General features: G+C 67.7%; 22 protein-coding genes and 3 tRNA genes. 14 read left to right on the top strand and 11 right to left on the bottom strand.

The features are described 5' to 3' along the window. Positions 1-213: 213 nt before the first annotated feature. Positions 214-1197 (bottom strand): phosphotransferase, encoded by a 984-nt coding sequence (locus QZ647_RS15250; RefSeq protein WP_291272980.1) that lies wholly within the window; start codon positions 1195-1197, stop codon positions 214-216. 116 nt (positions 1198-1313) lie between these two features. On the opposite strand from QZ647_RS15250, the gene QZ647_RS15245 reads away from it, so the two are divergent. Beyond that, positions 1314-2732, top strand: a complete 1419-nt coding sequence (locus QZ647_RS15245) for a serine hydrolase domain-containing protein (RefSeq protein WP_291272979.1) — start codon at positions 1314-1316, stop codon at positions 2730-2732. Between the two features lie 3 nt (positions 2733-2735). Here the strand turns inward: QZ647_RS15245 and QZ647_RS15240 are convergent, their stop codons facing one another. The 4 genes from QZ647_RS15240 to QZ647_RS15225 all read right to left on the bottom strand — a co-directional run bounded on the left by QZ647_RS15240 (position 2736) and on the right by QZ647_RS15225 (position 8158). After that, complete coding sequence (locus tag QZ647_RS15240; RefSeq protein ID WP_291272978.1) at positions 2736-3590, bottom strand: NTP transferase domain-containing protein; 855 nt, start codon at positions 3588-3590, stop codon at positions 2736-2738. After that, on the bottom strand, positions 3574-4890 hold the full coding sequence (locus QZ647_RS15235; RefSeq protein WP_291272977.1) for a hemolysin family protein: 1317 nt from the start codon (positions 4888-4890) through the stop codon (positions 3574-3576). Before QZ647_RS15235 ends, QZ647_RS15240 begins: the two co-directional genes overlap by 17 nt. Positions 4891-4895: 5 nt before the next feature. Further along, positions 4896-6563, bottom strand: coding sequence for a response regulator (locus QZ647_RS15230; protein ID WP_291272976.1), 1668 nt, complete (start codon positions 6561-6563; stop codon positions 4896-4898). Between the two features lie 92 nt (positions 6564-6655). Then, positions 6656-8158 (bottom strand): trypsin-like peptidase domain-containing protein, encoded by a 1503-nt coding sequence (locus QZ647_RS15225; protein ID WP_291272975.1) that lies wholly within the window; start codon positions 8156-8158, stop codon positions 6656-6658. Positions 8159-8268: 110 nt separating this feature from the next. Between QZ647_RS15225 and QZ647_RS15220 the strand changes: the two genes are divergently transcribed. The 5 genes from QZ647_RS15220 (at position 8269) to QZ647_RS15200 (ending at position 13932) form a co-directional block, all read left to right on the top strand. Next, positions 8269-8345 (top strand) — tRNA-His (locus QZ647_RS15220). After that, complete coding sequence (locus tag QZ647_RS15215) at positions 8303-10150, top strand: EAL domain-containing protein (RefSeq protein WP_366526199.1); 1848 nt, start codon at positions 8303-8305, stop codon at positions 10148-10150. The genes QZ647_RS15220 and QZ647_RS15215 overlap by 43 nt, the downstream gene beginning before the upstream one ends. 191 nt (positions 10151-10341) lie before the next feature. Next, the gene (gene uraA / locus QZ647_RS15210) at positions 10342-11637 is read left to right on the top strand and encodes a uracil permease (protein ID WP_291272973.1); all 1296 of its coding nucleotides are present in this window, start codon (positions 10342-10344) and stop codon (positions 11635-11637) included. Positions 11638-11653: 16 nt separating this feature from the next. Further along, positions 11654-13072 carry an NCS2 family permease gene (locus QZ647_RS15205; RefSeq protein WP_291272972.1) on the top strand — a complete coding sequence of 473 codons (1419 nt, stop codon included), beginning with the start codon at positions 11654-11656 and terminating at the stop codon, positions 13070-13072. Positions 13073-13098: 26 nt separating this feature from the next. Continuing rightward, positions 13099-13932 (top strand): hypothetical protein, encoded by an 834-nt coding sequence (locus QZ647_RS15200; protein ID WP_291272971.1) that lies wholly within the window; start codon positions 13099-13101, stop codon positions 13930-13932. Between the two features lie 63 nt (positions 13933-13995). On the opposite strand, the gene QZ647_RS15195 is transcribed toward QZ647_RS15200, so the two are convergent. Then, positions 13996-14598, bottom strand: a complete 603-nt coding sequence (locus QZ647_RS15195) for a DUF4337 domain-containing protein (RefSeq protein ID WP_291272970.1) — start codon at positions 14596-14598, stop codon at positions 13996-13998. 89 nt (positions 14599-14687) lie between these two features. On the opposite strand from QZ647_RS15195, the gene QZ647_RS15190 reads away from it, so the two are divergent. Next, a tRNA-Arg gene (locus tag QZ647_RS15190) sits at positions 14688-14764 on the top strand. A gap of 22 nt (positions 14765-14786) precedes the next feature. On the opposite strand, the gene QZ647_RS15185 is transcribed toward QZ647_RS15190, so the two are convergent. Continuing rightward, positions 14787-15233 carry a hypothetical protein gene (locus QZ647_RS15185; RefSeq protein ID WP_291272969.1) on the bottom strand — a complete coding sequence of 149 codons (447 nt, stop codon included), beginning with the start codon at positions 15231-15233 and terminating at the stop codon, positions 14787-14789. 141 nt (positions 15234-15374) lie between these two features. Here QZ647_RS15185 and QZ647_RS15180 point away from each other — a divergent pair, with 141 nt between their 5' ends. The 6 genes from QZ647_RS15180 (at position 15375) to QZ647_RS15155 (ending at position 20875) form a co-directional block, all read left to right on the top strand. After that, positions 15375-15824, top strand: a complete 450-nt coding sequence (locus QZ647_RS15180; RefSeq protein ID WP_291272968.1) for a pyridoxamine 5'-phosphate oxidase family protein — start codon at positions 15375-15377, stop codon at positions 15822-15824. Beyond that, on the top strand, positions 15824-17170 hold the full coding sequence (locus tag QZ647_RS15175) for a GAF domain-containing protein (protein ID WP_291272967.1): 1347 nt from the start codon (positions 15824-15826) through the stop codon (positions 17168-17170). Before QZ647_RS15180 ends, QZ647_RS15175 begins: the two co-directional genes overlap by 1 nt. A gap of 146 nt (positions 17171-17316) precedes the next feature. After that, positions 17317-17871, top strand: a complete 555-nt coding sequence (locus QZ647_RS15170) for a hypothetical protein (RefSeq protein ID WP_291272966.1) — start codon at positions 17317-17319, stop codon at positions 17869-17871. Positions 17872-17884: 13 nt separating this feature from the next. Further along, positions 17885-18895: a c-type cytochrome domain-containing protein gene (locus QZ647_RS15165; protein ID WP_291272965.1), complete on the top strand. Its 1011-nt coding sequence runs from the start codon at positions 17885-17887 to the stop codon at positions 18893-18895. A 24-nt stretch (positions 18896-18919) separates the two neighbouring features. Then, the gene (locus tag QZ647_RS15160; protein ID WP_291272964.1) at positions 18920-19882 is read left to right on the top strand and encodes a thiamine pyrophosphate-dependent dehydrogenase E1 component subunit alpha; all 963 of its coding nucleotides are present in this window, start codon (positions 18920-18922) and stop codon (positions 19880-19882) included. 9 nt (positions 19883-19891) lie between these two features. After that, positions 19892-20875: an alpha-ketoacid dehydrogenase subunit beta gene (locus QZ647_RS15155; RefSeq protein ID WP_291272963.1), complete on the top strand. Its 984-nt coding sequence runs from the start codon at positions 19892-19894 to the stop codon at positions 20873-20875. Between the two features lie 40 nt (positions 20876-20915). Here the strand turns inward: QZ647_RS15155 and QZ647_RS15150 are convergent, their stop codons facing one another. Further along, the gene (locus QZ647_RS15150) at positions 20916-21332 is read right to left on the bottom strand and encodes a bacteriohemerythrin (RefSeq protein WP_291272962.1); all 417 of its coding nucleotides are present in this window, start codon (positions 21330-21332) and stop codon (positions 20916-20918) included. Between the two features lie 562 nt (positions 21333-21894). On the opposite strand from QZ647_RS15150, the gene QZ647_RS15145 reads away from it, so the two are divergent. Continuing rightward, complete coding sequence (locus QZ647_RS15145; RefSeq protein ID WP_291272961.1) at positions 21895-22344, top strand: hypothetical protein; 450 nt, start codon at positions 21895-21897, stop codon at positions 22342-22344. A gap of 132 nt (positions 22345-22476) precedes the next feature. Here the strand turns inward: QZ647_RS15145 and QZ647_RS15140 are convergent, their stop codons facing one another. From QZ647_RS15140 to QZ647_RS15130, 3 genes are all read right to left on the bottom strand, one after another. Continuing rightward, on the bottom strand, positions 22477-23799 hold the full coding sequence (locus tag QZ647_RS15140; RefSeq protein ID WP_291272960.1) for a hypothetical protein: 1323 nt from the start codon (positions 23797-23799) through the stop codon (positions 22477-22479). A gap of 316 nt (positions 23800-24115) precedes the next feature. Beyond that, positions 24116-24192 (bottom strand) — tRNA-Pro (locus QZ647_RS15135). Between the two features lie 17 nt (positions 24193-24209). Next, the gene (locus QZ647_RS15130; RefSeq protein ID WP_291272959.1) at positions 24210-25337 is read right to left on the bottom strand and encodes a hypothetical protein; all 1128 of its coding nucleotides are present in this window, start codon (positions 25335-25337) and stop codon (positions 24210-24212) included. Positions 25338-25339: the final 2 nt, after the last annotated feature.

Here is a 25339-nt window from a genome sequence, read left to right as displayed (position 1 = left end):
ATTTAAATAATTTATATATACCTGCGATTGGCCATTGAAATCATAATCAGTATTTAATGCTAAATTCGGCGAACCCATCCAAGGCCTGCCTGAATTTCCAAAAAATCGACTAAGCTCGAACATCTGCTCGAGAATTTCGCCCCATCCTACCCACGCCCTTGGAAAGGTCCAGTTAAAACGAGTCCAGGGTCAGCTTTTCTTGGGTGCCGGTCTTCAGCCTTTCAGCAGCCGCTCTTCCGCCAGCCGCAGCATGTGCTCGCAGGCGAGGACGCCGTCCTGGTGGTTCATGCGCTGGAAGTGGCTGCGCAGGTGGCGCAGGGTGCGGGGGACGGCGGGGGCGAAGTGGGCCTTGCGGCGGTGCACCAGCTGGTGGCCGAAGGTGCCCAGGGCCTTGAGGTTCCGCTGGAGGGCGCTGAGGTTCAGCTCCTCCAGGAGCGCCTCGTGGTTCCAGCCCAGCTCATCCTGGAGGGGTCCCACCAGGAGGCGGCCGGCCTCCCGGGACCAATCCCAGTAGCCGTCGTAGAGGATGCTGGCCAGGTCGTAGGTGGCGGCGCCGCGGCGGGCATCCTGGAAGTCGATCACCACCAGCCGGTCGCCGTGCACCATGAGGTTGCGCACATGGAAGTCGCGGTGGGCGAAGAAGTGCGCGCGGGTCTCCAGGCTGGCGTGGGCCTCGTCCATCATCCGTTCCAGCCAGCGCGGCGGGTCCTTCTGGAGGAAGTCCCGGAAGAAGTTCTGGCGGCAGTAGTCCCACTCGAACTGGAACTTGGCCTGGTCGAAGGCCCGGCCCATGAAGAAGGCGTGGGGCGGCGCGCCCAGGGTGAGGGGGCCGGCCAGGGTGGCCAGCAGCCAGCCGGCCTGCCGCGCCCAGTGCTGCTCTTCCTCGGGATGCGCCACCAGACGACTTTCCAGCGTGTCGTCTCCCAGGTCCTCCACCAGCAGGCAGCGGTCCTCGTCATCGCAGGCCACGATGGTGGGCACCCGCAGCACGGGATCCAGGTAGGCCTGCAGGGCCCGGAATTCGAAGTAGGAATCGTCGCTCTTCCCAGGCGCATCCAGCGGGTGCAGCACCACCAGGGCCGTGCCCAATTGCGGGTGGGCCGCGCGGAAGTATTGCCGCGCCCCGACATCCCCCGCCAGGGGCCGGGCATCCGACAGGCTCCAGCGGGCCAGGGCGCGGTCAAGGCGGGAATCCATGCCTCCAGAGTACTCCCGGAAGGCCCGACGCGCGGAGGCGATCCCGGGGCAAGGCGAGGAGCGGGGCTAACCCGAACTACGGAAGCTTTCGTAGGCATGGGACTCCCGGGGGTTCCATGCTCCTGTCCCTGCACCTGGCACTGAACTTGGCCAAACACCTGCCCGGCCGCTGGCTGGTCTGCCTGTGGGCCGGCCTCCTGCCCCTCCGGGCCGACGATGCGATCGACGCCTTCATGCGCCAGCAGATGGACCGGGCCCACATCCCCGGCGCCGCCGTGGCCGTGATCCGGAACGGCCGCCTCGAGAAGCTGGCCGCCTACGGCACCGCCAGCCTGGAAACCGGCGTCCCGGTGACACCGGACACGCCCTTCCAGATCGCCTCGGCCACCAAGCTCTTCACGGGCGTGCTGCTCATGCAGCTGGTGGAGGAGGGCAAGGTGGACCTCGACGCGCCCATCTCCACCTATGTGGGCGAGGTGCCCGCCCCCTGGCGGTCCATCACCGTCCGCCACCTGGCCGCCCACGCGTCGGGCATGAAGCCCAAGATGGTGGGCGAGCCGGGTCAGAGCCTTGCCCAGGTGATGAAGGCGGCCCAGGCCCTGCCGCTCGCCGCGGCACCCGGCGCGGTGTCGGCCTATGGATCGGATGACTTCTCGGTGCTGGCCCTGATCCTGGAGAAGGCCGGCGGCCGGCCCTTCCCCGACCTGCTGCGCGAGCGCGTGTGGAAGCCTCTGGGTATGAACCGCACCGCCTTCGAGGATGTCACCGAAGTTGGGGCGGTGCGCACCGCGGAGGTGATTCCCGGGCGGGCCAGCGTCTACCAATGGCGGGGCGACCGCCAGCGCCTGCACTGGTTCCTCTACCCCGTCCACGCCTATGCCGCCGGGGGCGCCTTCGTGAGCCTGCAGGACGAAGCCAGCCTCCTCCTGGCCATCGACCAGGGGCGCCTGCTCAGCCCCAGGAGCCGGGAGGCTCTGTGGACGCCTTTCCGCCTGAAGGACGGCCGGCCTGCGGGCTTCGGCGCCGCCTGGAGCACGGGCACCCTGGCGGGCCGGCCCACCACGGGCCACAGCGGTGGCCCGGCCCTCTCCGATGTGCTCTACCTCCCCAAGGAGCGCCTGGGGGTCATCGTCTTCACCAACCAGCAGCGCCTCTTCCCCAGCCTGGCCCGGGCCTTGGCCGCGCGCCTCCTCCCGCCCGGGCCCTTCGCAGCCGAGGCCGCCCCGGCGGACCCCGACGCCCCGCTGACGGCTCGCCATCGCGCCCTGATCGAGGCGCTGGGCCGCGGCCAGGCCGATCCCGCGGCCTTCAGCGGTGAGGCCGCCGCCGCGCTGCCCGAGGCCAAACCCTGGCTCGATCTCCAGCTGCAGCCCTATGGCCCCCTCACCCGCCTGGTCTTCCAGGCGGAGCGTTCGGAGGGTGGCCTTCGCGTGCGCACCTATCGGGCCTTCCACGAGAGCGGCGCCACGGTGGCCTGGACGCTCACCCTGGAAGGCCAGGGCCGCATCTCAGACTTCGACCTGAAGGAGGAGTAGCCCTCAGAGCCCCAGCCGCACCTGGTTCCCGTCCTCCTCGAACCACAGGGCGTCGGCGTCGGCCATGGCGGGATGCAGGGCGGCGCCGGGGCCCAGGACGCAGCGGGTGAGGCGCCCGGTAGATCCCTGGGGGAGCCGGGCCGCGGGGTGGAGGTAGCAGCCGGGCAGGCGGCCTTCCTCCTGCGGGGCCAGCTCGGCGGCGGTCTCGATCAGGGCCCCGGCGGTGCCCACTTCGCGCCAGGGGAAGGGCTCCACCACCACGCCCTGATGGCCCATGGGGAGCGCGGCCAGGCGGGGCCGCAGGTCGTTCACCTCGCTGGGCCCTTCAGGCAGCAGGGCCAGGGCCTCCGGCGACCAGGCCGCGGCGCCGGTGAAGTGATAGGGACCCCAGGGACCCGCCACGCCCTTCGGCAGCACGCGGCCCTCGTGGTCCATCCACACCGGGTTCCAGTCGCCGCCGGGATGGGGTACCAGCAACCAGCTGAGGGTGGCCCGCGCCTCGCGGTGCCGCGCCCGCAGAACCTCGAAAGGTACCTCATCGGCCCAGATGTCGGCGTTCCAGGTGAGGAGTTCCCCGGCCACGCGGCCCCGCGCGTGCAGCAGGCCTCCGGCACTGCCCAGCAGCTCGGGTTCGTCGAAGACCTCGAGCCCCTCGGCCACGGCCCGCAGCCGCTCGGGCCACAGGTGGGCGTTGCAGCCGAGGCGCCTTGCCCCTCCCTGCCGCAGGGCTTCCGCGCCCCACTGGAGCAGGGGACGACCTCGGAGCGTCCAGGCGGGCTTGGGCAGGCAGCGGCTCAGCACCCCCATGCGGGTGCCCAGCCCCGCGGCCAGGAGGAACCCCTCAATCGCTCCCGGCATCACCGTTCCCGGGGGGCAGGGGCTTCAGCAGGAACTGGCCCGGCGCCAAACCGCGCATGGAGAGGACGCGGATGCGCCAGCCCTGGAGCCGCAGCTCGTCGCCAGGGCGCAGCACGCGGCCCAGGCGCTCCTGGAAGAAACCGCCGAGGCTGACGGAGCCCGCCTCGGCCTGCAGGTCCAGCCGCAGGTGATCCACCAGCTGCTCCAGCATCACATTGCCCTGGGCCAGCCAGGCACCGCCGCGGGTCTTCCGCAACTGGATGGCCTCGCGGTCGAACTCGTCCTGGATCTCTCCGACCAGTTCCTCCAGCACATCCTCGAGGGTGACCAGGCCATCCACGCCGCCATGCTCGTTCACCACCAGGGCCAGGTGCTGCTTGCGCTGCTGGAACTCCAGCAGCAGGCCCTGGATGAGCTTCATCTCAGGCACGAAGAAGGCCGGGCGGGCCAGGGCCCTCAGGTTCACGACGCCGCCGCCATCCTGCATGGCCCAGAGCAGGTCCTTCATGTGGATGACGCCCACCACGCGGTCCAGGTCGCCCTCCACCAGCGGGAGGCGGGTGTGGACGGTGGTGCGGGCGAGGGCGAGGTTCTCCGCCAGGCTGTGGGCCAGATCGAAGCACACCACGCGGGCCCGGGGCACGGCGATCTCCTTCACTGTGCGGCGGCTGAAGTCGAACAGGTTCTCGATGAGCTCCTTGCGGTCCAGCTCCAGGCGGCCCTCGGCCTGGCTGCGCTCGAGCATGCGGCGGAACTCGGCCTCCGAAGGCAGCATGTCCTCGGCGTCGGCCTCGGGGTGGACGCCGAAGATGCGCAGGACCATGTGGCTCAGGCGCGTCAGGCACCAGGTGAGGGGGCGCACGAGGCGGGACCAGGCCAGCAGCGGCCCGGCGGTGCGCAGGGCCCAGGGCACGGCGGCCCGGATGGCCAGGCTGCGGGGCACCAGCTCCGCCAGCACCACATCCAGGGTGGTCATCACCAGCAGGGCCAGGCCCGAGCTCAGGGGGGCCACCAGCGCGGGCCAGGGCAGGTGGCCGAACGCGGCGCGGAAGCCGTGGCTGAACAGCTCCTCGCCCACGGCGCCCAGGGCCAGGGCGCACAGCACGATGCCCGCCTGGATGGAGGAGAGGTGGTGGCCCAGGTTTCGATGCACCTCCAGGGCGAAGGCCGCCCGGGGATCGGCGCCCACCAGGGCCTCCAGCTGCGTGGACCGCACGCGCACGGCGGCGAACTCGGCCATGACGAAGAAGGCACTGGTCAGGAGGAGGGCGGCGCAGATGAGGGCCGCGGCGAGGTTCACGGAGGTCAGCCCTTCGCGAGGTCGGAGCCGCGGCGCAAGCGCTCCTGGACTTCCTGGAGCAGGGCGTCGAGGCTCTGGAGGCGCTCACGGTGCTCGGAGAGCTGGCCGTGGACGGCCTGCTTCTCCTGCACCAGGGCGCTGTGCGCATCCTGCTGGTCCGCCAGGGCCTGGGCCATGCGGCTCAGCTGCGCCTCTTTCTGATCCAGGCCGTTCATCAGCTCCAGGCGCTCGCCATCGTGCTGGATGGTGGCCTCGTCGAGCCGCTGGCGGAATTCCGCGACCTGGTCGCCCAGCTGGGCGGCCTCCTCCCGGCTGACCGCCAGCTGCTGCTCCCGTTCCTGGAGCTGGGCCTGGCTGGTCGCCAGCTCCTCCTCCACCTGCCGGAGGCGGGTGCTGAGCTCGGCAAGGTCCCGGCCCTGGCCGCGCATGGTGGCCTCCAGACCCGCTACCTCGAGCTGCAGGACATGAGCCTTCTCCTTGTACCCCGCCACTTCCAGCAGGGCGGCCTGGTGGACGCCCTCCAGCGTGGCGTGCTGGCCGACAAGTCCTTCAAGCGTGGCGTTCAGCTGGCCCTGGGCCTCCAGGGCCGCTTCCAGGGCCTGCTGCTTGCCGGCGAGGGCCTCGTCCTTGGCGGCAAGCGCCTCCCCGTGGCTGAGGCGGGCGGCTTCCAGTTCCTGGGCCAGCTCCTGCGCCTTGGCGCGGAAAGGCTCCAGATCCAGGTTCTCGTGGAGCAGGCGGTCGCGCTCCTTGAGCAGCTCGATGGCACGCTGGGCCTTGTCGCCCACCTGCTGGTTCAGGGCTTCCACCTGGGCGATCAGGTCGGCCCGTTCCCCCAGGGCCTCCTTCAGCTGCGCCTTCAGGGACTCGGCCCCCTCGCCCTCCCGGACCTGGGTCTCCTGCAGCTGGCGCAGGGCCGTTTCCGCTTCCGCGAGCCGCGCCTTCAGGCCTTCGGCCTCCCGGTCCCGGCGGGCCGCCTCGTCGAGGTTCAGGGTCACGGAGCCCAGGTGCTGCTGGAGCTCCCCCTCGGTCTGGCGGAGGCGCTGATCCTTGGTGCGCAGCTCCTCGCGCAGGGCCGCCACCTCGGTTTCCAGCTGGTGGATCCGGGCGTTGTCCCGAGGGGCATCTTGGACGGCCGTCGCCAGGCCCGGAGTCGGGACTGTCGCCGGGCCTGCCGACGGGGCGAAGGCCGCCGGTTCCGCGGCGGCGGCCGGGCCATCCAGGGCGTTCCTCAGGCCATCCAGCCAGTCGTCGCCCAGCTCCGTGTCCACCAGCTCGCCCAGGGGATTGTCAGGGTCGAGGACGCGACCGGGCACCAGGGGCGTGAGCGCGGCCACAAGGGCGCTGGGGGCGATGGGCTTGTGGAGGTAGAGGTCGGCCTTGCCCTTCAGGCTCTGGTGGCGGCGGTATTCCTCCTCCGTGGCCTTGGCGCTGATGAGGGCCACCTTCAGGCCCTCCAGGGCCGCATTCTTGCGCAGGCTGGAGCAGAGGGCGTAGCCCTTGTTGTCCGCCACCTCCACGCAGATGAGCACCGCGGCGAAGTCGCCGCGCTCCAGGCGCGGCACCACACCCTCCGGCGAGGCCGCCACCTCGAGGTCGAAGGCCGCCTCAAGGCTGACCTGGTGCTCCTTGAGGAAGCTCCGGTCGCTGTCCACGAGGAGGAGGCGCTGGCCCATGATCGATCCTTAGCCTGGGTTGAACCTTCGAGTCTAACTGAATCAAGAAAGCCCCGGCAGTACCGGGGCTTTCTTGCTCGAAGGGGCCTCCCTCAGCGGGGCGGGATGGCCAGGGTGACCTTCTGGGCCCCGTTCGGGGACTGGATATAGAGCAGCAGGGTGCGACCCAAGGCCTTCTTCACCTGGGCGTTGAACTCGGCGAGGCTGTTCACGGGCTGGCGGCCCACCTCCGTGATGACCATGCCCTGGGCCAAGCCCCGGTCCGCGGCCGGGGAGCGGGGATCCACGGAGGTCACCACCACGCCCTTGAGCCGGTTCTTCACATCCAAGGGCTCCACGGTGAAGCCGTAGGCCTTTTCCAGGTTGATGCTCTTCAGGTCGCCCTGGGGCTTGGGACCCTGCTCGTCCTCGGGCTCTTCGCCGGCCTCGCGGCGGCGCTGGTCCTCGAGGGCCTTCCGGTCGCCCAGGGTGGCCGTGACGGTGAGGCTCTTGCCGTCCCGCCAGAGGGTGAGCTTGAGCGTCTCCCCGGCCCGGCGGCTGGAGACCATGGTCACCAGGTCCTCGGGGCTTCGGACGGGCTGGCCGTCGAGGGCCGTGATCACATCCAGGCGTTGGACGCCGGCCTTGTCGGCCGCCTGGCCCTTCTCGACGGTGCTCACCACCACGCCCGCCTTCACGCCCAGGGCATCCTGGTAGGCCTGATCCAGTTCCAGGGGGCCGATGCCGAGGTAGCCGCGACTCACGGGCTTGCCGCTGCGCAGCTCCTTGATGATGCGGTTCACCTGGCTGATGGGCACCGCAAAGCCGATGTTCTGGCCCGCGGGGTTGATGGCGGTGTTGATGCCGACCACCTCACCCTTCAGGTTCAGCAGCGGGCCGCCGGAGTTGCCCCGGTTGATGGCAGCGTCGGTCTGCAGGAAGGAGCTGACGCCGGTATCGAGCTTGCGGCCCTTGGCGCTGATGATGCCCTGGGTGACGGTGTGCTCGAGGCCGAAGGGGTTGCCGATGGCCACCACCCACTCGCCGATGCGCAGCGAATCGCTTTCGCCCAGCTTGGCGAAGGGCAGGTGCGCCGCGTCGATCTTGATGAGCGCGATGTCCAGTTCCTTGTCCTTGCCCAGCACGGTGGCCTTGTAGCTCTTCCCGTCGCTGGTCTTCACTTCCAGGGCGTTGTCGCCGCCCCCCATGCTGGCGATGACATGGTAGTTCGTGAGGATCTCGCCGGCGGGCGAGATGATGACGCCCGAGCCGCCAGACACGGCCCGCTGCTCATCCTCCCCGCCCCGGGGCGTGCGCCGCTGCTGGGGTCCGCCGGGGCCGAAGAAGAAGTCGAAGAAATCCTGGCCGCCCACCTGGGGGTGCTGAAACTGGCGGTTTTTCACGAAGCTGGTGTTGGTGATGGCCACCACCGTGGGATTCAGCTTCTCGGCAACCTCCGCGATGGGCGGCAGACGGTCCAGCCCCTTCGCGTCGACCACCACCGGCCGCTCTTCCTGGGCCGAGGCCTGCCATCCATGGCTGAGCCCCATCCCCAGGGCCATGCACCCGGCCGCAAATGCCGACAAACCCAGAACCTGCTTCACCTGACGATTCATGGAACTCCTCACTCGGCCGGATCCCCGGCATGCCCCTTCGATGACCGCAGTCCCCCGAAGGTTCCCGCTGGCCTTCCCGGGCCGCCCCGGATACTCTGGATGGTCCAACGGCGGCTGTAGCTCAGTTGGTTAGAGTACTGGATTGTGATTCCAGGTGTCGCCGGTTCGAGTCCGGTCAGCCGCCCCAGATTGAAAAAGGCCCCCACCCGGGGGCCTTTTTCAATCTGGGAATGGCTGGACCCGAACCGGCGACCCTGGGCTCGTGGAGACAGCGCGGAGCGCTGTCGGGAGCGGGATCGGCGGACGGCGCACCCGGGCGCGGCCCGTTCAAGGCCACCCCCCGGGGTGGGTCCCGTCTCCGGCCCGCCCCAGCCCAGGGCCCGGAAGCCCACCTTTCATTGTTTTTTACCTCCGCGACCCCATTCTCACTGGCGAAATCCCCCTTCCACCTTTAGGATTCGGGCAGCATCCGGAGTTTGTCTGTCGAACGAGCACCCCAAGGGACTGGACCTCAAGGGCTTCCTGCTCAGGATCGACCGTCTCGATGCGATCAGCCGCCTTCAGCAGGCCGAGTCGCGCATCAAGGCGCTGGAATCGCGGGTGGAGGAACTGAGCCTGATGGAGTCCGCCACCGGACTGCCCAATCACCGGCACTTCGCCGACCGCTTGTCGCAGGCCCTGCGCCTGGCCCAGCGCCACGGCCACATCATCAGCGTGCTGCTCGTGGACCTGGACCGCTTCAAGCGCGTGAATGACCTGCTCGGCCACCAGGGTGGCGACGAGGTGCTGAAGCAGGTGGCGCAGCGGTTGCAGGAACCGCTGCGCCAGGGCGACACGATCGCCTGCATCGGCGGCGGCCGCTTCATGGTGCTGCTCCAGGAGATCAAGGACATCATGGCGGCGGCGCGGGTGGGCCAGAAGCTGCTGGAGGCCCTCCAGACGCCCTTCCGCGCCGGCGCCAGGGAGCTGGACCTCACCGCCAGCATCGGCGTCTGCGTCTACCCCCAGGACGGCCTGGACGCCCAGGCGCTGGAGGCCCACGCCGAGTCCGCCATGTACCGCGCCAAGGAGCGCGGCGGCAACCGCATCGAGTGCTTCACCACCACCCTCAACGAAGTCTCCCTCGAGCGCCAGGAGCTCGAGAGCTGCCTGCGGGAGGCGCTCCAGAACGATGAACTGCAGATGTACTACCAGCCCCAGTTCTTCATGGACGGCCGCCTGGCCGGGGCCGAGGCGCTCCTGCGCTGGAACCACCCCCTCTTGGGCACGGTCCCCCCCATGAAGTTCATCCCTCTGGCCGAGGAGAGCCGCCTCATCCTGCCCATCGGCGAGTGGGCGCTCCGGGAGGCCTGCGGCCAGATGGCCAAATGGCAGGCCATCAGCCCCACCCCCCTCCTCCTTGCCGTAAATGTGTCCGTCCTCCAGTTCGCCAACGGGGACTGGGATGCCTGCGTGGCCAAGGCCCTCGCGGATACGGGCCTGGATCCGAAATGCCTGGAGCTGGAGCTCACCGAAAGCATGGTGATGCGGCAGGACCACGAGGACCTGGTGCCCCTCCACCGGCTGCGGGAGATCGGCACCCGGATCGCCATCGACGATTTCGGCACAGGGTACAGCTCCCTCAGCTACCTCCAGCGCCTGCCCATCACGACCCTGAAGCTGGACCAGTCGTTCACGGCGGCCCTGCAGTCCGAGGATCCCCAGACCTCCTCCGAGAACATCGTGCGCGCGGTGATCCAGCTCGCCCACAGCCTGCACCTCACCGTGGTGGCCGAAGGCGTGGAGACCGAGAGCCAGCGGGACATGCTGGAGTTGCTGGGCTGCGACTGCCTGCAGGGATTCCTGCTGGGCCGGCCCCTGCCCGCAGACGCCTTCGAAGCCCTGCTGGAATTCATGTCGACCAAGCAGTTCCTCAAGAAGGGGGGCCGGGCCCCGGAGGAAGTCAGGGTCGTCCGGACCTCCCCCACGGGCCGGAACCGGGGATCCCGCTGACCGATTTCAGGCGGGAGGCCAACCCGGGCCGGGTGCGCTTGTAAAAAACAATATGTGACCCCTGCAGGCCTTGGGTCCGGAAAGGATGGGGGTGCCCCCTGTCCTTTCCGATCCCCGCAGCCACCCATGGTTCCGGAGACCGGCGCTTTTTTTTAAGCGTTCCCCGGGAGGGCCCACCTGCCGAGGTTTCCATGCTGCGCCGCACCATCGACGTCGATGAACGCCTGCCCCTGCTGCAGACCGTGCCCCTGAGCCTCCAGCACCTGTTCGCCATGTTCGGCGCCACCGTGCTCGTGCCCTTCCTCTTCAAGGTGAATCCGGCGACCTGCCTGCTCATGAACGGCGTGGGCACGCTGATCTACCTGGTGGTGGCCAAGGGCCGCATCCCCGCCTACCTGGGCTCCAGCTTCGCGTTCCTCTCCCCGGTCTTCGCCGTGCTGGCAGCGGGCCTGAGCTACTCCGCGGCCCAGGGCGGCTTCATCGTCTTCGGCCTCATCTTCATCCTGGTCTCCCAGGTGGTGCGCGTCGCGGGCACGCGGTGGATCGACATCATTTTCCCCCCAGCCGCCATGGGCGCCATCGTGGCCATCATCGGCCTGGAGCTGGCCCCGGTGGCCACCAACATGGCGGGCCTCACCGCCGGCCCCGCGGTGCTGGGCATGCCGCTGCGCCTGGCGCTGGTGGTGTCGCTGTCCACCCTGGCCGTGACCATCCTGGCGTCCATCCTCCTGCGGGGCTTCCTGGCGGTGATTCCCGTGCTGCTGGGCGTGATCGCAGGCTATCTGATCTCCCTGGGCCTCGGTGTGGTCGACTTCCAGGCGGTGCGCCTCGCGCCCTGGTTCCAGGTGCCCACCCTCTACGCGCCCACCTTCAACCTGCAGGCCATCCTCATCATCCTGCCGGCCACGCTGGTGGTGCTGGCGGAGCATGTGGGACACCTGGTGGTGACCGGAAACATCGTGGGCAAGGACCTCATGAAGGAGCCCGGCCTGCACCGCTCCCTGCTGGGAGACGGTCTCTCCAATGTGCTGTCGGGCCTGGTCGGGGCCACGCCCAACACGACCTACGGCGAAAACATCGGCGTCATGGCCATCACCAAGGTCTACAGCGTGTGGGTCATCGGCGGCACGGCCTGCATCGCCATCCTGGTCTCCTTCTCCGGCAAGCTGGCGGCCCTCATCCGGAGCATCCCTGTACCGGTCATGGGCGGCGTCTGCATCCTGCTCTTCGGCGTCATCGCGGCCGCGGGCATCCGGATGCTCATCGAGAAGAAGGTGGACTACACCCAGTCCCGCAACCTGATCCTCACCTCCGTCGTGCTCATCAGCGGCATCAGTGGGGCGGCGGTGAAGGTGGGCACCGTGGAGCTCAAGGGCATGGCCCTGGGCACGGTGGTGGCCATCGCCCTCAGCCTGCTCTTCTGGGGCCTCGACCAGCTCGGCCTCAGCAACGACGCCCTGAACCCCGGCAGCGACACCCACCCCTGATTCAAAGGAGCTCGGCATGGAACGGTTCTTCAACCTCAAGGGAAGGGGCACGACCGTGGCCACGGAGGTGCTCGCGGGCACCACCACCTTCATCTCCATGGCGTATGTGATCTCGCTGATCCCCAACGCCTTCCTCAAAGTGGCGGGCATCGCGCCGGCCCAGGGCTTCACGGCCTTCGTGGTCTGCGCCATCCTCTCCACCCTCATCGGCGCCTTCTACGCGAACCTGCCCATCGCCTTCGCCTCGGGCATCGGCCTCTCGGCCTTCTTCGCGTTCACCGTCTGCGCGCCCGCCAACCAGGGCGGCATGGGCTACACCATCCAGGTGGCGCTCACGGCCCTGCTGCTGGAGGGCATCGTCTTCATCTTCCTCAGCGCCATGAAGGTGCGGGAAGCCTTCATGGACGCCATCCCCTTCTCGCTGAAGAAGGGCATCTCCGTGGGCATCGGCCTCTTCATCGCCATCATCGGCTTCGTGGACTCCGGCGTCACCCAGGTGGGCCTGAAGTTCGACGCGGACACCATCTTCCCCGTGCTGAAGAACGACCCCTCGGCTCTCTTCGGTCTGCATGATGTGAACAACCTCTTCATCGCGAAGTTCTGGGACCACGGCCACCTCACCCCCGCCTTCTGGTCCGTGGTGGGCCTCTTCCTCATCGCCGTGCTGGTGGCGAAGCGAGTGAAGGGCGCGATCCTGCTGGGCATCCTCGCCATCACCCTGGTGGGCCTGCTGCCCGTGAGCTGGGGCGGTGGCTTCACCCACCTGCCCAAGGGCGCCCTGTTCCAGATTCCGAGCTGGCCGAAGATGTTCCAGTACGACTGGAGCTGGACCCGATCCCTGGGCGGCGTGCTGAACATCTTCATCATCCTGTTCACCCTGCTCTTCGTGGACATGTTCGACACCATCGGCACGCTCATGGGCATCGGCGCCCAAGGCAAGCTGCTGGACAAGGAGGGCAAGTTCCCGGGTGCCTCCAAGGCCTTCATGGCCGACGCCGTGGGCACCACCTTCGCCTCCATGTTCGGCACCACCGCCATCACCGCCTACATCGAGAGCGCCTCGGGCGTGGCCGAGGGCGGCAAGACGGGCCTCACGGCCCTGGTGGTGGCGGGCTGGCTGGCCCTGGCGCTCTTTCTCTCGCCCCTCTTCCTCATGGTGCCGCTCCAGGCCACGGCCCCGGCGCTCATGATGATCGGCTTCTTCATGCTGTCGGAGATCAAGGAGATCCGCTTCGACGATGTCACGGATGCCATTCCCGCCTATCTCGCCGTCATCGTCATGCCCTTCACCTTCTCCATCGTGAACGGCATTGCCCTCGGCATGATCGCCTACACCGTGCTGAAGGCCGCCACAGGGCGGTTCAAGGAGATCAACCCGATCATCCTCGTCCTCTCCGTCATCTTCCTGCTCAAGCTTCTCTTCCTGTCCGCCTAGGACCCGCCTTCCTTCCCGGAGAATCCATGACCAAATTCGCCCTTGCCCTCCTCGCGGCCGCGGCCCTGCCCCTCGCCGCCGCCGACTGGAGCGACACCTTCATCGGCTACCGCTACGGCACCCAGTTCCGCGAGCCCGGCATCGACGGCACCGTGGAGAAGAACATCGTGCAGCTGAGCCATGCCAGCGGCTGGGCCTACGGCTCGAACTTCTTCAACGCCGACATGCTCATGTCCGACAAGAACGATCCCGCCAGCGGCGGCAAGACCGGCGCCAATGAGGTGTATGTGGTCTACCGCGGCTCCCTGAGCCTGGGCAAGATCCACAAGAAGGACCTCGGTTTCGGCCCCGTGCGCGACCTCTCCATCACCGGCGGGTTCGACTTCAACTCGAAGGACAACGCCTTCGCCTCCAAGAAGCGCTTCCTCGTCCTGGGCCCCACCCTGAACTTCAAGATGCCCAGCGGCTTCCTGGATCTCGGCATCTGGGCCTGCCACGAACAGAACTACAACGGCATCGTGGGCCAGTCCGTGGACTTCAAGACCACCTACCTGATCTCCGCCGCCTGGGGCATCCCTTTCCAGATGGGCACCGTGGGCGCCGAGTTCAAGGGCTACGCCAACTATGTGGGCGCCAAGGGCAAGGATGGCTTCGGCGTCGAGACCAAGCCCGAGACCCTCGCCAACCTCTCCCTGCTCGTGGACATCAGCCCCGTCTTCGGCACCAAGGGCAAGGTCTTCGTCGGCGGCGGCTTCGAGTACTGGAACAACAAGTTCGGCGGCCAGAACCACGACGGCCCCGCGCCACTCACCAACAAGCGCGTGACCGCCCCCATGGCCCAGCTGCAAGTCCACTTCTGAGACCTTTGGAAGACACGAAGGGGGGCCTCGCGGGCCCCCCCTTTTTCATCTGAGCGATGGACCTCAACCCAGGAACTTGGCCATCACCTCGGAGTGCAGGTTCCAGTGGAAGAACCCGGCCAGACCGAAGATCAGGCCGATGCCCGCGAAGACCCCCGCCACGGCGAAGAGCCACCGTTTCCGGGTGAGGGCCGTGACCCCCGCCAGCGCCACGGCGACACTCAGGCAGGCCTCCGCCAGGTCGAACTGGTCGTCATGAACATTCATCGCCTCGTAGTCTTTGGCGGCCTGCTCCGCCTCGGCCTTGATCTGCTCCTTTTCCCGCTCGTACTTCTTCGCGGCCGCTTCCTGGTCGGCGATGCGGGCTTCCACCTTGGCCTGCGCCGCCGGTTTCAACCCGGGGCTCATGTCAAGCTGGACCCTCAGCATCTCCACCGCGTTCTCGGCAATGTGCTGCTTGGTGCTCTTGCTCTGGTAGTAGGCCCACTGGTCCACCGCTTTGGCCTGGGACTGCTGCATCGCCTGGACGACATTGCCGTCTTTCACATTGCACAGGGCCATGAAGGTCGCCACCACGGCCACGAAAAGCGCAATGAACCCGTTCAGGCGACTGTCGCCCGCGTGATCCTGCACTTCCCCCTGGACCTGCTCAAGAGCCTCGGCCATGGTTCCCTCCTTACCAAGGCCCCAAGTCTAGGGCAGGGCCGCCCCATCCCAGCCATCCACCGTCCCCGACCCGCTAGACTGTTCCTCGCGCGCCTATAGCTCAGGTGGATAGAGCAACGGCCTTCTAAGCCGTAGGTCGCTGGTTCGAGTCCAGCTAGGCGCACCAAGGGCGCCTGGCTGGACTCGAATCAGGCCAGGACATCGAAGGCGCCGATCCTCGCACTGAACCCGGCGCTCGGCCTCCCCTGTGGCCCGTAGGGGCTCTCGTAGACGGGCGTCTTCCTGGTGGCGGCCCGGAACGGGTCCTCCTTCGGATGAGCCAGCGCGTACGCCAGATCCTCCGCAGGGGAGACCTGGCCGTTGCGATTGGCATCCCGCGGGTCGCTGGCCGCGACCAGGTTGGGAGTCTCCCGGGGGCCGTATGGACTCGGGGCGACCGCCTCGGTCCTGGAAGCCGAGCGGCCCTCCCTCAGGCGCCTGAGGATCTCCACCTGGGGGTGCCTCAAGGTGTAGGCCTGATCTTCGGCGGCCGAAACGACACCGTCCTGGTTGGTGTCCCTCGGGTCATAGGCGAGCGCCTTCAGGGCCGTGGTCCCCGAAGTCGTCGAAGCAGTCTGGATGCCACTGATCTGCATGCCCACTCCCCCCAGGGGGACGCCCCGAAAGAATAGGTTCCGGAACGCGGCGGCGCCCATCCATCCACCCAGACCCGCTAGACTTTTCCCTCCATGTCCCCTGATGCCCCCTTCCACCTCGATCCGGAGCTCGTGCGTTTCATGACGAGCGGTATCTCCATGAATGCGGGTTCCGGAAGTTCGGACGGGACTCCCAGCCAGTGCCGGGCCCTCGGCTGCCGCGTGGATCCCGGAACGGACCTTGTCTCGGTGTTCTTCGCCGAGCACCAGGCCGCCGACCTGCTGCGGGATGTCGCCCGGTCCGGCAAGCTGGCGGTGGTCTTCAGCGATCCCCCCACGCACCGGACCGTTCAGGTCAAGGGCTCCGATGCCCGCCGGGTGCCGCTGGCCGAGGGAGACCTGGCGCGGGTGGCCGCCTATCGCACGGCCTTCCTCCAGTGCCTCCTGCCCCTGGGGTTCACCGAACCCATGGTGCGCACCTTCCTGGACTGCCCGGACAGCAGCCTGGTGGCCCTGGCCTTCACGCCGGAGGCCGCCTTCAACCAGACCCCCGGAGCCCAGGCGGGCTCCCCCCTGGTCCTGGGGGTCTGATGCTCCCCACCCGCGCCCTCCGCGACTGCCTCGACGGCGTCATCCCCGGCGTGGTCTCCACCTGCGCGGCCGATGGGACTCCCAATGTGGCCTACATGTCCCAGGGCCAGTACCTCGACCGGCAGCACCTGGCCCTGTCCTACCAGTTCTTCAATCGGACCCGCCAGAACATCCTGGCCAACCCCCGGGCCACCCTGGGCCTCATCCACCCCCAGACCGCCCAGCAGTACCGGGTCCACCTCACCTACCAGCGGACGGAAACGACGGGCCCCGTCTTCGAGTCCATGAAGGCCAAGCTCGCCGGCATCGCCTCGCATACAGGCATGAGCGGTGTGTTCCGCCTGCTGGGCTCCGACATCTACCGCATCGACCGGGTGGAGGTGGTGCCCGGCAGCACGGTGGCGGCTCCCGCCCCGGCCATGGACGGCCTCTCGGCCCTCCGGGCCTGCATGGAGCGCCTGCCGGCCAGCCCGGATGCCGAGTCCCTGCTCGATGCCCTGCTCGACGGCCTCCTGGAGCACTTCGCCATCGAACACGCCCTGGTCATGATGCTGGATCCGGGTCGGTCCCGGCTCTACACCGTGGCCAGCCGGGGCTACGAGACTTCCGGCGTGGGCTCCGAGATCCCGCTGGGCGAGGGGGTGATCGGCGTGGCCGCCCGCGAGCGGGTGCCCATCCGCATCTCGCACATGACTTCCGAGTACGCCTACGGCCGCGCCATGCGCGAAGGCGCCGAGCAGCGCGGCCTGGGCGACCTTCTGGAGACCGCGATCCCCTTCCCGGGCCTGGCGGCGCCAGGCAGCCAGTTGGCGGTGCCCATTCCCGGGGCCCGGGAACCCATCGGCGTGCTGTTCGTGGAAAGCCCCTCGGACATGCGCTTCTCCCACGCCGATGAGGATGCCCTCGTGGCCCTGGCCACCCAGGTGGGGGGGCTCTTCCGCCTGTTCCTGGCCGAGCTGGAGCTGGGGGAGGAGACCCAACCCGCGACGGGGCAGCCGCCCCACCCCGAGGGCGCGCCCCTGCGGGTGCGGCACTATCCCGCCAACGACAGCGTCTTCCTGGGCGACGACTACCTCATCAAAGGGGTGGCCGGGAGCATCCTGTGGACCCTGCTGAAGGATCACCAGGCCCTGGGGCGCACCCAGTTCAGCAACCGTGAGCTGCGGGCCGACCCCCGCGTGCGCCTGCCGGACCAGAGCGACAACCTGGAGGCCCGCCTGGTCCTTCTGCACCGCCGTCTGGCGGAACACCGGGCCTGCGTCCAGATGGAGAAGACGGGGCGGGGGCGGTTCCGCCTGGTGGTGGACCGGCCTCTGGAGCTCGAAGACATGGACCCCGGGGCCTGAGCCCCCCAACCTGCCCTTTCTTAAAACATCCTTAAAGGCTTGCTAATTCTTCCTTAAGGGTGGAAAAAAGACATAAACCAATCCGACTTGATGCGATAAACCCCTCATCGGGCTTTGAACCCCCCCGACCCCTGATGAGGTGAATCATGTCCCTGACCCGCCCCTTCCTCCTGGCCCTGCTCGGCGTCGCCCTGGCCCAGGCCGGCACTCCCGGCAAGTCCGTCATCCGGCGCGGGGCCTACCTGGTCTCGATCTCCGGCTGCCACGACTGCCACACCCCCCTCAAGATGGGCCCCAAGGGCCCCGAGCCGGACATGACCCGCATGCTCTCCGGGCACCCCGAGGCCCTGAAGATGCCCCCGGCCCCGAAGCTGCCGGAAGGCCCCTGGGGTTGGGTCGGCTCCCTGAGCATGACGGCCTTCACCGGGCCCTGGGGCGTGACCTACACCGCCAACCTCACCCCCGACAAGGAGACCGGCCTGGGCAGCTGGACCGAGGCTCAGTTCCTCCAGATGGTGCGTACGGGTCGCCACCTGGGTCAGGGCCGCCGCATCCTGCCCCCCATGCCCATCCAGAACCTCCAGCTCGTCAGTGAGCCGGACCTGAAGGCCATCTTCGCCTACCTGCAGTCCATCCCCGCCATCCACAACCGCGTGCCCGCCCCCATCGAGCCGGCCGCGACGCCCATCCCCATGCACTGAGCCGAGTCCGACCATGCGCGCACTCCTCCTCGCCGCCCTGGCGGCCTTCGGCCTGGTGCCGGGGGCTGCCCGGACCCTCCCCCGAACCCTCCCCCAGCCGCCCCGCCTGCTGTCCCAGACCGGCCTCTACGCCGCCTCCGGGGTGGTGGACGCCCGCCACCTGGCCTATGCGCCCCAGTACCCGCTGTGGACCGATGGCGCCGCCAAGTCCCGGTGGCTCCACCTCCCGGCGGGGACGGTCATCGACGGGCGCGACGAGGAGGGCTGGGTCCTCCCCGTGGGCACCAAGGCCTGGAAGGAGTTCCGCTTCGGCGGCCGCAAGGTGGAGACGCGCCTGATCTGGAAGACCGGCCCGGCGACCTGGGTCTTCGCCAGCTATGCCTGGAACGAGGCCCAGACCGACGCCACGCTCGTGCCCGAGGGCGGCCAGCCGGAGGCCGCCGAGATCGCCCCCGGCCTGCGCCACAGCATCCCCTCCCGGGAGGACTGCCGCGGCTGCCACGGCCGGGAGCAGGTGGAGATCCTGGGCTTCAACGCCCTTCAGCTTTCGCCGGATCGCGATCCCGGCGCCCTCCACGCCGAGGCCCTGCAGCCGGGCATGATCACCCTCGACGACCTGGTGGTCCGGCGCCTCCTGCGGGGGGCCCGCCCGGACCTGCTGAGCCACCCGCCCCGCATCGCCGCCGAGGCCCCGGCCACCCGCACGGCGCTGGGCTATCTCCAGGCCAACTGCGCCGCCTGCCACCGCGCGGACCGACCCATCCCGGGCCTCCAGCTGGACCTCCGCCCCCGAGCCGCCCTCCGCACGGCCCTGGATCAACCCGGCTCGTACCGCATTCCCGGTCAGGCGGACTCGCGGATCCTGAGCCCCGGCCACCCGGAGCGCAGTGCGCTGCTCCACCGCATGGCCTCGCGCCATGCCCTCTCCCAGATGCCGCCCCTGGGCTCGGTCCTGGTGGACCAGGCGGCGGTGGACCACCTCCGCCGCTGGATCGCCGACTCGCCGTTCCTTCCCTCCCACTGACCTCCACCCACCCTCGAGGACGCCATGCACCCCTCCCGACCCGCCCCCACCCGCCTCGACCTGCTCGGGGCCATGCTCCGCATCCGGGCCTACGAAGAAAAGATCGTGGCCTTCCATGAACGGGGCCCCTTCCCCCATGTCTGCACCTCCGTGGGCCAGGAGGCCACCGCCGTGGGCGTGGTCTCCGCCCTCCACCCCGACGACCAGATCCTCACCAACCACCGCAGCGCCGGGCACCTCCTGGCCCGCGGCGCCGATCCCGGCCGCCTCCTGGCCGAGGTCATGGGCCGCAGCACGGGCTACTGCAAGGGCCGCAGCGGCACCCTGCACATCTCCGCCAAGGAGCTGGGTGTCATCCTCACCTCCACCATCGTGGGCGGGGAGCTCTCTCTGGCCCCCGGCGTGGCGCTCTCGCGCAGCCTGCTCGGCGGCGAGGGCATCGTGGTCTGCTTCTTCGGCGATGGCGCCGCCTGCGAAGGCATCTTTCACGAGTCGCTGAACCTGGCCTCCGTGTGGAATCTGCCAGTGCTCTATGTCTGCGAGAACAACCAGTGGCAGGCCTTCGTGCACCGCAAGGAGACCATGGTGGGCGACCACATCGCCCCCTGGGCCGCCTCCTACGGCATGGACAGCCTCACGGTGGACGGCAACGATGCGGAAGCCGTGCTGGAAGCCGCCACCCGTGCCGCGGCGCAGGTGCGCGCCACCCGCCGCCCCTTCCTTCTGGAAGCCTGGACCTACCGCCAGCGGGGCCACATGGAACCCCATGACCAGTCCTATGTGGATCCCGCCGAGATCCAGGCCTGGCTGGCCAAGGATCCCATCGCCCGCCTGGAGGATCGCCTCCTGGCCTCCGGCGAACTGACCCGGGAAAGCCTCGAAGCCCTCCGCGCCGAGGCCCGCGCCGCCATGGAAGCGGCTGCGGACTTCGCCACCGCCTCCCCCTACCCCGATCCCTCTGAACTCACCGCCGGCGTCTACGCCTGAGGAGCCCCCATGTCCCTGATGACCGCCCATGAAGCCCTCGACCAGGCCGTGGCCGAAGAGATGCAGCGCGACGCCCGCGTGCTGATGTTCGGCGAAGGCGTCGCCACCAAGCGCAAGCACCTGCTGGACGCCTTCGGACCCCAGCGCGTGCGCAACACCCCCCTCGCCGAGGGCATCATCGCCGGTACGGCCGCCGGGGCCGCCGCCACGGGCCTGCGCCCCGTGGTGGACCTGCTCTTCGCCCCCTTCCTCTGTTTCGCCATGGACGAGATCGTGAACAGCGCGGGCAAGCTGCGCTACATGTCCGGGGGCCAGTTCTCGTTCCCCATGGTGGTGGTCACCATGACCGGCGGCGGCTGGACCGTGGGCGCCCAGCACAACCACAACCTGGAGGCCTGGTTCGTCCACAGCCCCGGCCTCAAGGTGGTGATGCCGTCCACGCCCGAGGACTTCAAGGGCCTCATGAAGGCCGCCATCCGCGACGAGAATCCCGTTCTCTTCTTCATGGACATGGCCCTGGCCTTCGTTCCCGGCGAGGTACCCGAGGGCGAGGTCTTCGTGCCCCTGGGCCAGGCCGCCATCCGGCGGGAGGGCACGGAGGTCACCCTCATCTCGTACGCCAAGACCGTGCACACCTGCCTCGCCGCTGCCGAGACGCTGGCGGAGCAGGGCATCTCCGCCGAGGTGATCGACCTGCGCACCCTGAAGCCCCTGGACGAGGCGACCATCCTCGCCTCGGTCCGCAAGACCGGCCGCGCCGTGGTGGTGCACGAGGCCAGCCGCCTCTGCGGCGTGGGGGCCGAAGTGACGGCCCTCCTGTCTGAGCAGGCCTTCGACGCCCTCAAAGCGCCCGTCGTGCGGCTCACGGGTCCCGATGCGCCGGCCCCATCCAGCTATCCGCTGGAGCAGGCCTTCACCCCCCAGGCCGAGGCCATCGTCCAGGCCGCGGCCCAGCTGGTGGCGCGGAGCCCCGAGGTGGCCCCGATCTGGTGAGGCCGCGGATCACCGGACTGGATCACCGGGGAGCTGTTCCTCAAGCGCCCCGGTGATCCTTCAGGTACGCCACATAAGCCAGGTCCGACTCGCAGATGTGGTGATCCAGCCAGGCGTCCAGGAACGCGACCACCTCCAGATCCACCCGCTGTCCCTTGAGCCGCCGGTACTGGAGGTCGCGGGCCCGGTGGATCAGCTCCAGGTGCTGCTCCGCGTGGGCGAGGCGCCCGGGGAACCCCATCTCCTTCATGAGGGACTCCTCGGTCTGGCAGTGCCGGATGATGTGCTGGGCGATGAAGGCCAGCTCCTCATCCACCCGGGATTCATCCATTCGGCCCTTCGCCGTGGAGCCAAGGGCCCCCGCCAGCCGGTCCAGGGCCTCGAACAGCCCCCGGTGCTGGGCATCGATGGGCTCCAGCCCGGTCTCGTACTGCTCCCGCCAGCGCTCGGATGGCATCAGGCTCTCCATCGGGACGGGAGGAGATCCGCCCCGGGAGGGTAAGAATACTACAGGGTCGATTAATGGATGGCGCCTCGTGGAGATCGGCCACTCCCCCTTTTCCGCACCGCCCCACCGGAGCGGGATTCGACCTGCGTCTGGCTTCGCCAGCCGCCGATCTCGCTCCGGCGCCACATCAAGTGGCGCCTCGGGCACACTCAAGAAGTCATGCACAAGCTCACTGTTGATTGGGCAACGATCCACTCTCTTGAGGAATTCTGGGACTTCGTGTGCCGGGAGGGCGAGGAACCCGAATGGCATGGACGGAACCGAGCTGCGCTTGAAGACTCCTGGGGTGACGGGAGACATCAACCCCACTGGACCACCCTATGAGCTCTGCTTCGTAAGTTGCGACCGCGTCAGGGAACCTCTGAGGGGCTTTGCTGAGGCAGTCATAGAGATTGCCCAAAGGTCCGTGAGAGAGAACGGCGGTTCTGTGTCCTCGAAATGACCAAGCCCCAGGGTCTGACCTCTAACCCACCTTCCTGGTAAAGCCCAAACCCGTCTCTGCTGGAGCCCCGTGGAACCCCAAACTTCGATCCACGCCTTCGTTCAGTTCCTGAAGAACCCGCCGATGGAGGCGGTAGAACGGGGCTTGGACCTGGAGAGGCACCTGGATCGCCTCGCATGGGTCCGTCACGAGACCAGCTACTCCTTCGATGATCGAGACTATCCCGACCCTCCTTCCGCCGATCACGCCGCGACAAGGGCTGCCCTCGAAGCAGGCTTCCCGGGGTTCGGCTGGTATCACACCGTCTCCAAGGTCAAACCAGACGATGGGGAAGCGGAGATCGAGTGCGGCGATGCCCTGGATGACCTCGCAGACATTCAAGGCGACCTTGAGGCGTTCCTATGGCGATGGGAGCACACCAGCCATGACGATGCCCTGTTCCACCTCCAGACCCTCATGCCGCACTGGATGGGGCATGTGAGAGGTCTACAGGGCTATCTCGGTAACTGGCTCTGGTGACGCTCCCACGACCAAGAGCAGGCTTCCCATCGCCCTCAAGCCCCGAGTCCATCGATGTTGCAGGTTAGGAACGAGCGCTCTTGCTTGATGCTGCCTTCGGGGTTGAGAGCGAGCATCAAGTGCCCTGGCAATCTACTGCCTCTTGAAAGCCGGGTTAGTGATAAGGGTCCCGAGTTCTTCCTGGATGACCTTCGGAACGGTCGCATCCTGCTTCCAGGCATCCACGAAGTCAGTGACGAGGGGGTGGTGGCGAACAAAGGAGCCGAGGGACCAACCTGAGGCACCGTAAGCCATTGCCCGGGCGAGTTCGAGGGTAATGCCGTTGGTCCGCTTCCCCGTCTTCTGATACTCGTCCCGCATCTTCGTGAACACCTTCCAGTCGTCTCGCCATGCCAATGGCTGTGAAACGGCACGGACAGGCTTCTGGTCCCCCGTCACCAGGAACAAGCTCCACAGCATGTCCATTCGAGTAGTGACCTTGTAGGGATCGCTGGCGTCTGGTGTCAGGTCGTAGGGATCCGGAAGTGCCGATGCTGCTTCCCGAGCCTTGGCAAACCAGGATTGCTCCTCTTCCGGGAGTGTCTTGAGGCAGGAGGTCAGGTCATAGCCCGCCTCTGACAGGAGGAGGAGGGCAAACCCACGGACTGCTCGATCTTCACCCTTCAGCCGTTGAAGGAGGTCCTGGGCTGCCAAGGGTGAGGACTTCAGCACTGCCACATTGAAGGCGATCCCATTGGGCTGCTTGCTGGCTGGATTGTCCTTATCCAGTCTGAGCGCATGAAGGAGGCGCGGAGGTTCTGGATGCTGGTAATAGGTCATCATCCACTCATTGCTCTCCTTCTGATCCTTGAACCCACCTTCTTTCGCAACCCGGTCGAAGGACCAAATTTCCACAGTGCGCTCCTTCAGTGGGGCGACCTTCCCGGTGCTTGAGGTGACCGTTCCACGGATCTTCGCAGTGCCGTCCTTGGCGTCCGCTGGCACCACCCAATCAACCTCGAAAAGGGCGAGGCTGACCATCGACACAGCGTCATCAAGCTCACTGGATTCCACCTTGGCTTCCTTCATGACGAACTTGACGAAATCCGCCCCGTCAGCCTTGATGCGGCGAGATTGGGCTGGGTGCAGCGCACGAAAGGACTGGCTGGCACCTCCGAACTCCACGGTGAAGTCGTAGGTCCCTTCCTTCAGGAGCAAGTCCCGGTCCTTCCCTTGGGCACCCACGGCAATGGTCAGGTGCTGCCCCGGATACGCCTTTGAACGGTAGTTTGGCGCATTCACCGTGGGCAGCAACCCTTTCCACTGGGCTGCGGTTTCGCTTCCAACGATCCAGGGTTCAAGGATGAGTTCCGTTGGAATGGGCTTGTTCTGGACTGCTTGAACCTTCTGCGCCGTCAGAGTCAACTGACTCGCAAGCAGCACGGTCATCACAAAAAGGAACTTGGTCCGAGGCATACGAGTCCTTAGTGAGGGGATCAAGACAAGCCTACCCACCCTCTGGTAAAGCCCGAACCCGTCTCTCGGAATCACGACCTCGGTATGAAGGTTGACCACCCCGTGCCTTTCCAGCATGGGAGATCGAGTTCCCGGAAATACCCTCCCGGGGCGTGCCTGCGCTTGCTGAATGCCTAGTGGGGCAACGATCTACGGACCTCCGGTTACTGATAACCGGGACCCTCCGCGGTATCATGTAATCAGCACTTAACTGCGAAATGCGGTTCTTCGGACAACACGCGTTCATCACGCGAAAGACTGTGCCTGTTGGTGATATTGGTCGGAGCGGAGAGATTCGAACTCTCGACCCCCTGCTCCCAAAGCAGGTGCGCTACCAGGCTGCGCCACGCTCCGATGACATCAGTGTACCGCTACTTCCCGCTGATCGCGACGCTGCGGAGGTTGAGGCCGGCGCGCTGGAGGTCGAAGATGCGGCCGGCGAGGCCCACCAGGAGCTGGGTTTCCATCTCCTCGCGCCCGCGCTTGGTGGCGCCGGCGGGGGGGATGGCGGCGATGTCGGCGGCGGTGCGGGTCTTGGACCAGGCCAGGTCCATGGCGAAGGAGATGCGCTTGTCCTGGCTGGCCAGCTCGCCCGCCACATTGGACATGAGGCCGTCGCCGCCGTAGCCCAGGCGCAGCCAGCCCGGACCTTCGAAGCCGCGGCTGCTGTTGCCCACATTGACGGACTGGAGCTTGCCTCCGGCGCCGTAGCTGAAGTCCATGCGGGTCTGGACGCCCTGCTCATCGTTGCGGAACTCCAGGCGCTGCGGCAGCTTGGTGGCCTTGTCCACGGTCACCTCCAGGCGGCCGCGCTTCCAGAAGCCCAGGCTCTGCGCCAGGCTCTGCTCGCGCTTCTTCGCGTCCCAGGGCTGGGTGGGGGCGTTGAAGACGATGCGCTGGACGGTGCGGCCTCCGGCGGAGTCCTCACCGGCCAGACTGGGCTGGAAGGTGGGGGCATCCACATAGACGGTGCGGATGTCGTTGAGGGTCTGCCGGAACCAGGTCATGAAGGTCGTGGGGGCATCGGAGGGCGGCAGGTCCACGCGGGTGGTGTAGGCGTTCTGCTCCTTGCTGTAGAGGAAGCCGCGGTTGCCGCGCCGGGTGTAGAGCATGGTCCCGAAGTCGCCGGCCAGGTCTGTCTTGAAGTCGCCGTTGGCGAAGTAGATCCCCTTGACCCGGAGGTTGGCCTGGCCGCCCTGGCTGTTGCCCTTCACCTGGCCCTGGCTGAGGCTGTCCACCTTCTGGTTCACGGCGGCGCCGCTGAGGGTCACGCCGAGCGTCCCCTGCATCTGCACGGAGGTGATGCCCTGGTAGGGCTGGCCGAACCAGCCGGCATCCACCGCATCGAGCACCTGGCGGAAGGCCTGGCGGGCGGCTTCGGCATCGGGATTCGTCTTGGAGGCAGCCTTGGCGGCGGGCTTGGTGGTGGGCTTGGCCTTGGCACCCTGGGCGGACAGGAGGGTGGCACCGAGCACGAGGGGCAGGAAGATCAGACGCATGA

The organism is Geothrix sp., assembly GCF_020622065.1.
In the GTDB taxonomy this organism is placed as follows: Bacteria; Acidobacteriota; Holophagae; order Holophagales; family Holophagaceae; genus Geothrix.
The sequence above is the reverse complement of the archived record's forward strand: the minus strand, read 5'-3'. Positions and strand labels throughout refer to the sequence as shown.